The organism is Ruegeria sp. CDSA021 (genome assembly GCF_059612325.1).
This window is the reverse complement of the sequence record NZ_JBXWQJ010000020.1, coordinates 43078-54734: the sequence shown is the minus strand read 5'-3', so window position 1 is coordinate 54734 and position 11657 is coordinate 43078. Positions and strand designations below refer to the sequence as shown.

8 protein-coding genes and 3 pseudogenes are annotated in these 11657 nt (G+C 52.4%); 4 read left to right on the top strand and 7 right to left on the bottom strand.

What is annotated here, in order from left to right; genetic code table 11:
• Positions 1–363 precede the first annotated feature (363 nt).
• Positions 364–1353, top strand: coding sequence for a 2Fe-2S iron-sulfur cluster-binding protein (locus AC2FLD_RS20095; protein ID WP_496673272.1), 990 nt, complete (start codon positions 364–366; stop codon positions 1351–1353).
• A gap of 608 nt (positions 1354–1961) precedes the next feature.
• Positions 1962–2636, top strand: a complete 675-nt coding sequence (locus AC2FLD_RS20090) for an RNA ligase (protein WP_496673269.1) — start codon at positions 1962–1964, stop codon at positions 2634–2636.
• 293 nt (positions 2637–2929) lie between these two features.
• Here the strand turns inward: AC2FLD_RS20090 and AC2FLD_RS20085 are convergent, their stop codons facing one another.
• From AC2FLD_RS20085 to AC2FLD_RS20070, 4 genes and pseudogenes are all read right to left on the bottom strand, one after another.
• Positions 2930–3178, bottom strand: coding sequence for a ParB N-terminal domain-containing protein (locus AC2FLD_RS20085; RefSeq protein WP_083445296.1), 249 nt, complete (start codon positions 3176–3178; stop codon positions 2930–2932).
• A gap of 74 nt (positions 3179–3252) precedes the next feature.
• Positions 3253–3831, bottom strand: a complete 579-nt coding sequence (locus AC2FLD_RS20080) for a hypothetical protein (protein ID WP_496673266.1) — start codon at positions 3829–3831, stop codon at positions 3253–3255.
• A 1516-nt stretch (positions 3832–5347) separates the two neighbouring features.
• A pseudogene (locus AC2FLD_RS20075) lies at positions 5348–5944 on the bottom strand (IS6 family transposase).
• A gap of 68 nt (positions 5945–6012) precedes the next feature.
• Entirely contained in the window at positions 6013–6561 is a 549-nt protein-coding gene (locus tag AC2FLD_RS20070; RefSeq protein WP_496673263.1) for an RNA 2'-phosphotransferase, read from the bottom strand.
• 494 nt (positions 6562–7055) lie between these two features.
• On the opposite strand from AC2FLD_RS20070, the pseudogene AC2FLD_RS20065 reads away from it, so the two are divergent.
• Positions 7056–7341 (top strand): annotated as a pseudogene (locus AC2FLD_RS20065) (helix-turn-helix domain-containing protein); the annotation flags it as partial.
• A 353-nt stretch (positions 7342–7694) separates the two neighbouring features.
• On the opposite strand, the gene AC2FLD_RS20060 reads toward AC2FLD_RS20065, so the two are convergent.
• Together AC2FLD_RS20060 and AC2FLD_RS20055 are read right to left on the bottom strand one after the other, a co-directional pair.
• Positions 7695–9206, bottom strand: a complete 1512-nt coding sequence (locus AC2FLD_RS20060) for an amidohydrolase family protein (protein ID WP_496673260.1) — start codon at positions 9204–9206, stop codon at positions 7695–7697.
• A gap of 341 nt (positions 9207–9547) precedes the next feature.
• Positions 9548–9652: pseudogene (locus AC2FLD_RS20055) on the bottom strand (IS6 family transposase); the annotation flags it as partial.
• A gap of 207 nt (positions 9653–9859) precedes the next feature.
• On the opposite strand from AC2FLD_RS20055, the gene AC2FLD_RS20050 reads away from it, so the two are divergent.
• Positions 9860–10495: a glutathione S-transferase gene (locus tag AC2FLD_RS20050; protein ID WP_496673275.1), complete on the top strand. Its 636-nt coding sequence runs from the start codon at positions 9860–9862 to the stop codon at positions 10493–10495.
• A gap of 145 nt (positions 10496–10640) precedes the next feature.
• Here AC2FLD_RS20050 and AC2FLD_RS20045 read toward each other — a convergent pair whose 3' ends face one another.
• Entirely contained in the window at positions 10641–11507 is an 867-nt protein-coding gene (locus AC2FLD_RS20045; RefSeq protein ID WP_496673257.1) for a Rossmann-like and DUF2520 domain-containing protein, read from the bottom strand.
• Between the last annotated feature and the right edge of the window lie 150 nt (positions 11508–11657).

Genomic DNA, 11657 nt, shown 5'->3' with positions numbered 1-11657 from the left:
AGTTCGCTGAGCTCGCCATCTGACTCACAAGCGATTGCTGAAACAACTCAACGGGCTCAAATCTTTGCAACAAAACCAGCTAGGGATACAGGGAAACCAGGCGCAATGCGCCCACAATTGCCTCAGAAATCACCGAGGGCGGCACGCGTGTCACCGCCGCGACCCGTGTTGAATACATTTGGGGTGACACAACCGGAACGCTGAATCAGACGGATGAATTCCTCATCGTCTCTCAGGCCGGCCGGATGACCATCCGTGCGCTCGACACCACGTTTGACTATCGCTGAGGCTGCTATGAACCCCAATTTCTATTCCCTGAAAGTTGCTGAAATCCGACCTGAGATCAAAGGCAAGGCCACAAGCGTGACCTTTGATTTTCCTGAAAACCTGTCAGAGACGTTTCGCTGGCAAGCCGGGCAGCATGTGACCTTGCGCTTTCATCTGAATGGCAAAGAGCAGCGCCGTAGTTACACTATTTCCAACCCACCCGGTGCCCCGCTGCGCATCACGGTAAAACGGGTGGCCAAGGGGCTGGTTTCAAATCACATCGCAGACTACCTAAAGCCCGGCGATACGGTCGATGTCATGCCGCCATTCGGTCAGTTTTCCCTGACACCGGACCCAGTGAATCGTCGCACGCACTATTTCTTTGGCGCAGGCAGTGGCATCACGCCGCTTTTCGCAATGATCAACGCGGCCCTCAAAGAAGAACCTCATTCAGTGGCCCATCTGATTTATGGCAACGCTGATAGCGAGAGCATCATCTTTAGCAAAGAACTGGACAAGCTGAAAACAGATCATGCCAACCAGTTCACACTGCGCCATGTCCTATCCGCACTTTCGCTGTGGAGTTGGGTCAGCCCGTGGCGAAAAGGACGCGTGGATGCTGAAGCTATAAAGGCCGCCGTGACGGAAGCCCCGCCTGTAGCGCAAGATGTCCAATACTGGATTTGCGGTCCCGGAGCCATGAATACGGGCGTAAAGCAGGCGCTGATGGCGCTGGATGTACCCGCGAACCGCATTCACATGGAAAGCTTCGGAGGGACAGCAGTCACAGCTTCCAGCGTGACGGGTATCGCAGCTAATGCACAAGTTGAACTGGGCGGGGCGACACACGAGGTTCCTGTTGCCGCAGATCAAACGCTACTGAATGCAATATTGTCGGCGGGATTAACACCACCTTTCAGTTGCCAGTCCGGAGTATGCGGCGCTTGCAAAGCGCGTCTAACAAAAGGTCAGGTCCATATGCATGCTCGAATGGCCCTTGAAGACAGCGATGTCACCCGAGGAGATATATTAACCTGCCAGAGTATCGCTACCTCAGATAAACTGAGCATTAGCTTCGACAATTAGAGGCGCGGTTCTAGTAATAAGTTCGCTACCAATTTCGACGAAAACTTAGTTTGAAAGCCGTAAGTTCGTGCGGCGTTGACGTGAATAAGTACTGGGGAATCCGTTTCAAATTGTCCGAAGTGATTGGCCTGTATCCGGTTTTGCCTCTTTCTCTTTGCGACAGACGCGATGCGTAAATAGCTGCCGTTGGTGCGCTGGCAGCGAAAGTCAGTATCGTCCCGCTTAGCTACTTTTCGTAGGGCGCGAGCAGAACGTCTGGATTGCGGAATTGCAATACATCTAATTCGCATCGGATCGGTTGTAGTCTTGCAGCGCTTTTAGTGTCGGTGTCATTCCAGTCCCATCGGTTCACGCGTTTTTTCAAAGTGGATTAACTTCTTGACCCGAAAGGGCCGTACCCTTTAGGCGCGGGATCAGGAGAAGCTGAGATGACCTTTGTAAGCTCATACATACCACAACGGCTGTGCGCGGATGATCGCGGCGCAGTGCTTTTTGACGGCTTCTCTTCGACAGGTGGACTAAGATCCGAGTGATCTAAAACCACCCTTTTTTGTCCGAAACAGGCCGTCTCACCCCGAGGCGGCTTTTTCTTTTTCTGGAGTATAGACATGGACCATATCATCGAAACGCTGGAGGACGTCCTCCCGCACATTGTCCCCGACACCGGGATCTTTCATTTCGACCACGATGGATACTCGGTGATCAACTACCTCTACTCGCTGGACAACACGTTCGACAGCGCGCTGGCGCAGGAATGCCGGGGGTTAAAATTTGACCCCGAAGGCAAACTGATCGCACGGCCGTTCCACAAGTTCTTCAACCTTGGAGAAAAGCGCCCGGTGCAGGAAGAGCCGTGGGACATGTCTCATGCGGTTTTTGATAAGCTGGACGACTCGATGATCCACCCGTCGACTGTCGGTGGTGAGATGGTGTTCATGACCCGGATGGGTGTTTCCGCCCAATCCCGGGCAGCCTGGGCCGTTGCTGGGCCCGAGGTCAAAGCGCTTTGCGCCGATATGATCGCGGCAGGTTTCACGCCGATCTTGGAATTCACGTCGCCCGAGAACCGGGTCGTTCTAGCTTATGACGTTCCGCAGCTGACCTTGCTGGCGATCCGGCATATGTGGACGGGGGCGTACATGCCACACGCGGAGCTGGAGGCCATCGCCATTCGGCACGGCGTTCCGATCGTCGCGCAGTTCCAAAGCGTCGAGGACCTTCATCGGTTCTGGACTGAAGCGCAGGCATTGGAGGGTGTCGAAGGTTATGTCATCGCGTTCTAGGACGGCCACAGGCTGAAGATCAAAGCCGACGCTTATGTCCTGCGTCACAAGGCGCATTCCGGGTTGGCACACGAAAAGAACCTGCTGGCCTGGGTTGCAAAAGGTGCCCTGGACGATGTCTTGCCGTTACTGGCACCGGACGCCGCCGCGCAGGTTCAATCCCACCATGACGATGTCATGAAGGCGGTCGATGTGCAGGCTGGCGAGATCGACGCCTTCGTGTCTGAGCACCGGGACCTGGTGCGAAAGGACTTCGCGCAGAAGGCCAAGGCAGAGCTAAACCCAAGGAAAGGTCAGTGTAACCTGGCGCGCACCAGAAAGGCTTCGACCGTATCGCCGCCAAGGGCACGAATAGCTTCTAATCGGTGGAGACCTTCGATCAGCACGAACCTCTTGTTGTCCGCGCGTATTTGAATCGGGGTCTTCTGGCCGTTCTTCAGGATATCTTCCGCAAGCGTCAGAACTTTGTTCTGATCAAGTGTTTTTGCACGCTTCACAGGCACATAGATCAAGTCGAGCGGGTATGGTTTTTTCTCCAGCATAAGTTACTTGTGCAACCTTTCGTGAGTTGGCTCAGGTTCGGTATTCTCATCGCAATCAAACACTTATACATGCATCACAGAACAGACCGGACAGCGCTGCGCAGTTCCTGATGCATAATCCAGGTTGCCGGTTCATCCTCACTTTCGATGTGAGAAAACGCCAGGATCTGAGCAGCACCATCAGCCTGCGCCGATCCGGCTTCGGGAAGATCCAGCTCCAGATACTCCGCGATCAATAATCCGATTTTTTTGAAGACCTTGATGGACGCCTCGCGCGACGTGTACCCAGCTGCCTGAGAAAGGTGACCAATAGTCAAACCTTCCTTTCCTGCAATTGAAAGCGCTCTGAGCATTGTCACCTGCGCAGAAGTAAACCTGATCTGGCGCAAAGCCTCTGTATATTCCCTTTCGCTGGGAACAAGGGTGCCGGAGTTTCCCTCCAAACGGCGTTGGGTGCTGCGCTGCCTGTCACGCTCTTCGAGTATTTCTTTTAGAGCTTCGATAGCGATTGCCGGTGTTTCACCGACGGCATCAGCAATCATGGCTTGCGTCTTGGCCGGTGGTTTGGGAAACGCCCGCGCTACGCTGTTGCCACTCAGAATGCCAGCTTTTATCAGGTACTTTCCGTACTCTTCTTCAATAACTCCTGACACGTCAGCATTCCGCGACTTACGAACACTGCGATCCTGAAACGCTCTCTGCTCCAGACCTCGGGTTGACTTCTTTGGACTCCGAAGAGTCACGGGAGGGGCATTTTTACGCATCAAAGAAAAACCACTATTGTTGTTGCTGCGATGAGCACCACTGACACGACTATCAATTTGACCCCGTGGGACCAGCGGCGCGCCTTATCGGCTTTGAGCTTTTTACCCAGATTCTCGTTAATCGAGTTAAGATTCACGGCTTCGTCCTTCCGGATTTGTCAGGAGATGTTGAATTCCACCAGCCTATTGTCTCGGTACATTTTCAGCGCATTTATTGTTCTGACGCTTGAAGGGTTGATTGCATTCCCATCCATCACCTCTTCGGTTCAAATGAGCGTTTGCTGGGATGATGATTGCCATGCATTTGTCTTGGTTCGCGCGGAAACCACGCTCGCATCTCCATCCAGAATAGGCGTCAGACGCGAGGTAAGCATGATCAGGAACGGCCACAGAGTCGCAACCGGTATCCGTTGCCCTGTAACCCCTGAGGCACTCCCAGCCATCCGTCCTTGTCCTGTCGGATAAGCGCCCGTTCTCAGGGACTTCTATTTCGACACAATCCTGGCCCTCTTTGCGAAAACCCCAATTGCAATGTGTTTCCTGTACGCCAAATCGGGTTTCGACAAACCCGTTTTCAGGTAGAAACACTTCTTCACATTTCTCTTCGACCCGTTGGAACAATCGATTGCACTTCCAGCGGTCGCCTGTTGACGCGAGATATGCATTTACAGGAACTTCTATTTCCTCACATAGATCCTCAGCACGCTGGAAACCATGGTTGCATGCCCAGCTTGAACCGTAAGAGTTGCCAGTCAAATATGCGTTTTCGGGTGGGTTTTCTCTTAGACAAGATCCCCCCCTAATTTCGATTCCGTCATCGCAAACCAACTGATCGGCATTTCCAGTGTTTTGTGAACTTTCAGACGGTACCTGAGCAGTAAGTTGTGCTCCCAAAACCGATACAACGATAGTCAGGCTAAAACACGGAACACTTCGCGTAAGTACAATCGTAGTCAGAAAAAAATGAAGTCCGCTGTCTGATCTATCAGACATCAAACACGCAAGTTATGAGCCATGTATTTTTCATGTATCGCCTTCTTTCCGGTGTTGGACACCGTCTGGAACTTATCATGTGACAAATGCCAACATTTGCGAGTAACGAGTACATTCCGAACACCCCAGCAAAACCCGTTTTGTTGCTGGGCCATATGCTACGGTTTTCTTTAAGGCCATTGGTTCATCGAAGCCGGCAGCATTGCGGCAACAAGTACATTTCACCAATGCACACTTGTGGTTCCTAACCAGCATAGAGTCAAGGACGGGATCTGTAGCAAACTTATCCCCATTGACGCGCGCGAAGGCAGACTGTGAGAGGACGCCGGTATAATTCAACCAAGAGCCTGTTCAGGGTTTCCATCAAAGGTGCGCAATATCCAAAGGATGTGATCCTGTTTGCAGTGTTTTTCTAAGTTCGATACGCCTTTTCATACCGAGATCTGGAAGAGATCATGCACAAGCGCTTGAAGCCCGAGGTCGTAGCGCCAGAGAATTGCTGCTTCCGGATCCTGTTGGCCGCCTCAATGCCATCCAATGTGGCTGAGGCGGTTTCGACCGACTTAAACCCACACATGTGCCGAACACGCCGCGTGATGAACCGATGATCCTGTTCGATCATGTTGTTCAGATACTTGGACCTGCTTGTCTGTATTTTGGTTGGGCACCCAAATCGCCTCAGAATTCTGTTCACGTCTCGAATACCGGACGCGTTAGCGCCGCTTTGTCGATGACGATCTTGCTCGGGATTCCATTTGCCGCGAACACGTATGTAAGTCTCGTCCATTCTTCAGGGCTTCTGTGTCAGGCGTTTCTTCAATTGCGCTCGCGCGGCGACCATGGGTGAGAATTTTACAACCCATCAGTTGAGAGTAGCGTGGTCAACTTGGACACCGCGCTCAGCCATGATCTCTTCGAAATCGCGATGTGACACCGCGTGCCGCAGGTAGAAGTACACTGCGTACAAAACCGCATCCCTGGGGAAATGGCAGCCTTTCAATGAGATCATGTTGAAACATGTTCGAAATCTATTCGACGGGAACAAACGTCAGATCACGCATGTTCGTCAATTGGACTTTATAGGTTGCGACACATCCTTCCGAAGCCCAAAAAACCAGCGGGAACAAAGTCCGTCAACCAAACGCCATTATCCGCTTGAAAAAACTGGTGACCTTCCTTTTGCATGCCTTGCGCATCCACCGAAAGCACCACCGGTTTTCCATGACGAGCACCGACACTTAGAGCAGTCTCCTCATCCGCGGAAAGGTGAACTTGGTTTCGACCCTTGGCTTCTAACCCATTGGAAAAAATACTGTCCAAGTTTGATCGCGCCGTCCCATGAAAGAGAAGCTGCGGGGGTTTCAATGAGATAAGACTCAGATCAATAGCAAAGGAATGACCTTGGGCTGCTCTGATGCGGGACTTGTCTGGGCTCAGTGTAAATCGCTTTTTGTCGTTGCCGGAAACAATCTCTTCTAGTTCTTCGCGTGTAAGCTGACGGTTGGCTTTCTTGAGCCTCAGTAGCAAGTCGTTCACATCAGCCCAACCATTATGATCGAGTTTCAAGCCAATCGTTTCGGGCTTATGACGCAAAAGCATGCCAAGAAATTTGCTATCTCTACTCATTAAATTCCACCGGAATTACCGGTCCCTTTTGCTCTGCCGATTACGTAGATGGCTATCCAGCAATCTTGCTATGTCGGTTTTCCCAATCGGGTTTCGGCTAAGCAAGTAGAAAGTGTAATTAGGATGCAGCACGAGGCAATAAGGGCATCTTCCAAGATGCGTGCCCAAGTTTCGCTCCCGCGGCCAAGCTCATTGATCACGCTTGTACGGATGTTCTTCCAACAGAAATCGTCAAAAAATAGGCGTCCTTCAACTTGGCCAAAGCAACAGGCTTGCCTTTAATGAATTCCCAGATTTCGCAATCCGTCAGTTTTTCAGCATGTGCAAAGACTTTTGGTCGAGCCGGAAACTATTTCTGCGATCTTCATCGTGGACGCAAAAAACCAATGTCGCGGACACCGCGTTGTCCGTGTGGTGTGGCGAAAGCAAGACGTGGATTCACAAACGAAGTGCAATTTCCGTATTAAAACAGATGTTTGCATGGAGGGTGGCGAGTGGGCCGTTGCAACCCTGACGTGAGGTTGGAAGAACGTCACAAATTTGCCAAGTGGCACGAAGCCAACATGCCGGTGTCAGAGGTCGCGGATCGGCTGGATCGTGCGCCGTCGACGATCCATCACAAGCTGAAGCGCAATCACGACGATGATAAAGAATTGCCAGAGCTTAATAGGTATTGCGCGATACCCGCGCAAAACATGTTTACGTCGGCGGGCCATTCATCGAAAGATGATCGTGAATCCGAACTTAAAGGCCGCCATCGAAGAGCGCCTGAAGGCTGGTTGCCGCCTTGTGACAGCCCAGCGCCCGACCTTGATCGCCTCGCCGGGAGCTGCCGTTCTGCTCCGGAAAACTCCTGATTCAATTCAACGAAGTGCTGGAAAATCAGACATTCTGAGGTCAGAAGCGGTCGCTGGGTGATCTAAGAGGCAGCTACGGTTTGGAGCCCTACTGCTACGGATGCTGCAATCCGCCCAGATGCCAGAAAAACGCGGAAGGGGAAATTTGTCCTTGGCTCCTGAACAATCACTGTACCGCAACTTTCAGCCTTGCAGCCATTCCTTCCAGGCCCTTACGTTTTCAGGGAATATACGACCTGCAAAGCGGAATTAAAAAACAAAGCCACGCTAAGCTTATTACTTTGCTTTATTGAAAATATGAACTCCCGGAGTTGCTCCTGTTGGGTCCCCGGCTTCGACAACGACTTCACCGCCAACGATCACGTAGTCCCATCCAGTCGCTTCGCGGAAAGGATCCGTATAGCGAGCATTATCTCGCAGGTTTTCGAGTTTGAAGATTACCAAATCAGCATCTGCACCCTCCTTGACCCGACCTTTCTGTTCAAAAACGGGAGCAAATTCCGCCAGACGCGCCGCCGGTAAGTAGCTGCCACGCCGGAACGCCTCCATTGTGTCAAATACTTCCAGCTCGCGAACAAACCGGGCCAGAAGACGTGTGTATGAGCCTGCGCCATTGGGTGCTGATTTGATGCTGGAATCGAAGGTGGGCATTGCGTCGGTCGCCACCATCATATCCGGCCACTGCAAGGCTTCGGTCAACCATTCTTCCTTCATGTAATGGTGGATGATGCTGCTATCCGGGCGCTCCTCGCGAATGCGGTTCCAGCTTTCCTCGGTGAACCACTCACCTGTTTCCGCCCACTGCACGTCTTCGTAAGTGATGCCGAATATTGTTTGCCAATCCCGGTCAAAGACATCTGCCTTGATGGTGGTTGAACCCGCTGTGTACGGGAAAATCTCGGCACTGATATCGGCACCTTTGGCATTGGCTTCGTCTATGGCCGTAAGCCAGTTTCCGACATTTCCCATCGCATTGGCGTTGATGTGACAGATATGGAGTTTTACCCCGAGCTCCTGCGCAAGGGGCAGCAAATCCAGCAACGGTTGAATGTCGCCGTTGATCCCGCGTCGGATATGCGCCCAGACCACCGTGTCATTTTCGGCCGCAACCTCAAAGATCATCCGCAGTTCTTCGTCGCTGATTGCGGGGGACATGTAATCCAGCAAAAAACCAATTCCGAGGCCGCCGTTGTCGAGACCTTGTTGCAACAGAGTGCGAATCTCTTCGATCTGTTCGGGCGTCGCGATCTGACTGAAAGCGGCACCCGGAACGGCCTGACCAGCTTCGGTCACAATCCACGGCTGATCCTTGCCCTCGATGACCTTAATGCGAATTGCAAAATGGCCAACGGACGATCCGTAATTCGCCCGTGCCTGGCCACGAATGAACTCGCCATATTCGGCCACCGGCCACGCGCCTGCTTCAAGATCCAGCGAAGTGGTAACACCATCCTTTACCTGCAGGAGTTCCCCAAACGGAAAGGGCGAATGCGTGTGAAGGTCGATGAAACCCGGCGCAACAATATGGCCGGATGCGTCGATCTCGCGTTTTCCCTTCAGATCGTCATCTGAGAGTGTGACAATTTCGCCATCCGCAATTCCGATGTTGAGAACTCGGTCACTACCGGTTGCCGGATCCAGCACGCGCCCATTTTCGATCACGAGATCGTAGCCGGAGCCCTCGGTCGCACGCTCAAACAGATCCGTTTGTGCAATGGATTGAGTGCCGGTCCAGGCCATGGCGCCGGCAAAAGCAAGGAGTGCTGAGTTCCAAATTCCCAAGTTCATCAATAGCCCTCTGAAATTGAACTATCATTCTCATGGATCTTATTACACAGTACCAATCTGGCTGGTAATGCCAACCTAAAGCACTGACAAGGATGTGGATGTTCGACGTTTTGACCCAGCTATCTCGGTTGCCCAAACTCAAAAGGCTCAAATGTTGATCGAGCGCGCGTTTTTTTCAAAACAGGTTCTCCTGGACACAAACGGTTGAGCAATCGCGTTCCTTGCTCGCATCTTGGATCACAACCTTTCTACGCAAACGTATAACGTCGTTGAACGTCGTCGTTTCCACGAGGTGCAACGTCGGTCTTACGGGACTGTCCCATTGGCGCTGATGTCAGACACAGCGTTGCATGATCCAGATCAACGCCACGATCCGCCGTGATTTCTTCCAGATCCCGGTATGAAACACCGTAGCGCAGGTAGAAGAAAACCGCGTGCAAGATCACGTCTTTCGGAAAATGCGCGCCCTTAAATGAGAGCGTTACGGTCCCCTCCTGTCATGGTCCAGCATGCGTTCCCAGAACTGCATTTAATCTAACACGTTGGGGATGGAGTTTGCGACATATCCTACCTGGCGTCATTGAAACAGAAGTTCGAACATGACAGGCAAGGAAGGGTTTGACGGTACTGGCGAAGTGCAGATAAATCCTCATATGGCTCATCACCCTATCTTCTGGACATTCCGCCGCTGCCCGTATGCAATGAGGGCACGCCTCGCGTTGGCGAGTTCGGGTATCAAAGTCGAATTGCGTGAGGTTCGGCTAAAGGACAAGCCACAAGCCTTTTTGCAAACATCCCCGTCCGGAACGGTGCCAGCGCTTCGCCTGCCAGATCAGGTTCTTGACGAAAGCCTGGATATCATGATCTGGGCGCTGGAACAAAATGATCCACAGCGTCTTTTGGACATGCCCCAGGTAGGGTGGGACCTGATCGCGGATAATGATGGTCCATTCAAGGTTGCATTGGATCACACAAAGTATGCCACGCGGTATCCGGATGTTGACGAAACAGTAGAACGCAGGAAAGCGGCGAGCTATTTAGTCAGCCTCGACGAACGGCTGGCTGGGCAGTCCTGGTTATTTGGAAATCGCCCAGCCCTTGCCGATCTGGCACTTTTGCCCTTTGTCCGCCAGTTCGCCCATATAGACAGGAAGTGGTTTGACGCGCAGGAATGGTCGAATTTGATCGCATGGCTGGATCGTTTCCTGGCAAGCGGAGCCTTCATGCACATAATGAACAAGTACTCACCATGGGCGGTAGGCGACGCGCCGCTTTGGTTCAGCGGCTAGACTCAACATCGCGGACCGGCCCATTCCGGTCTCATGGGCCTACATTGAGACGCCGCAGCGCCGCCCGTCGAACCAGCCGTTCGCCGCAAGCGTAAGATCAAAGGCTCCAAGAATTCGCATAGCCTCAGTTGAATTGTAGGTCAGGCTATCCTTCGGGACCCAACCAATCCTGTGTCTTACCGTCGGCCTTCAATTTCTGAGCGAGCAAGCTCAGCTCTTTATAGATGATTCCTGCAGCCGGATGCCAAGCGGCTACATCTTTCTCTTGTTGCGAGACGACAAAGGTGTCGCCTCGTGATGCGGGTCCGGTAAGCGCTCCCAACGGTCCATGGGCGGCAACATTCTCACTGGTGGCTTGAAGCAGCGTAGTGGTCAGTTGCTTTGCAATGTCATCAGGCACTCCCGCAGTAGCCCAGGCCTCTCGCGCGATCGCCTGCAAAACCACGGTGAAGTTATTCGAAAACACGGCGGCCGCATGATAAAGGCTTTTGCTATCGGAATTGATCTGAAATGGGATTCCACCAATCTCAGCCAGAAAGTCTTTGACAAAATCCAAGGCAGATTCTTCGCCCTCAATGCCACAAAGTGTTCCCTCGAATTGCTGGATCGCGGTTGCCGGCTCTGCGAACGTAAGTACCGGGTGCACACTGGCAAGTCGCCAGGCTAACTTCTGAAGCGGCGCCATTTTATCTGCCGGATAGAAACCGCTACAGTGAAACGCAACTGGAGGCGGTTCATTGGTATCGTGTTGACCAACAACTTTTGCGAGTTCAGTTGCTGCAATTGAAATCTGAGAATCCGGCACCGCCAAAATCCACAGGTCGGCCGGTGCTAGGTCCGCATATTTCTCCACCGCTCTCCCCGTTCCCGCAATTTGGGCGGCGTTTTCCGCTGATCTAAATCGAGAACTCACTATGCCTTGAACCGAATACTTGGATGAGTGTCGCAAGAGGCCGAGGATGGTTTGCCCCACGCGACCGGCACCGACAATATTTACTCTGATTTTTGCCATTCAATGCCTCCCAACCATACGCTCTTGCTTCCTTGTGGAACATCTAAACGACAGACCGTTTCATCAATACCAATTTATCCAAGACAACTACCTTCCGGAGCGGCCCTCTGCTGACATTGAGCGCCATCGCCAGATGCTGCGGATGCAGTT

Bases quoted from the DNA above. Each gene is read 5' to 3' on its own strand.
- AC2FLD_RS20090 (WP_496673269.1), top strand. From the start codon at position 1,962: ATGGACCATATCATCGAAACGCTGGAGGACGTCCTCCCGCACATTGTC.
- AC2FLD_RS20085 (WP_083445296.1), bottom strand. From the start codon at position 3,178: ATGCTGGAGAAAAAACCATACCCGCTCGACTTGATCTATGTGCCTGTG.
- AC2FLD_RS20070 (WP_496673263.1), bottom strand. From the start codon at position 6,561: ATGAGTAGAGATAGCAAATTTCTTGGCATGCTTTTGCGTCATAAGCCC.
- AC2FLD_RS20060 (WP_496673260.1), bottom strand. From the start codon at position 9,206: ATGAACTTGGGAATTTGGAACTCAGCACTCCTTGCTTTTGCCGGCGCC.
- AC2FLD_RS20050 (WP_496673275.1), top strand. From the start codon at position 9,860: ATGGCTCATCACCCTATCTTCTGGACATTCCGCCGCTGCCCGTATGCA.
- AC2FLD_RS20045 (WP_496673257.1), bottom strand. From the start codon at position 11,507: ATGGCAAAAATCAGAGTAAATATTGTCGGTGCCGGTCGCGTGGGGCAA.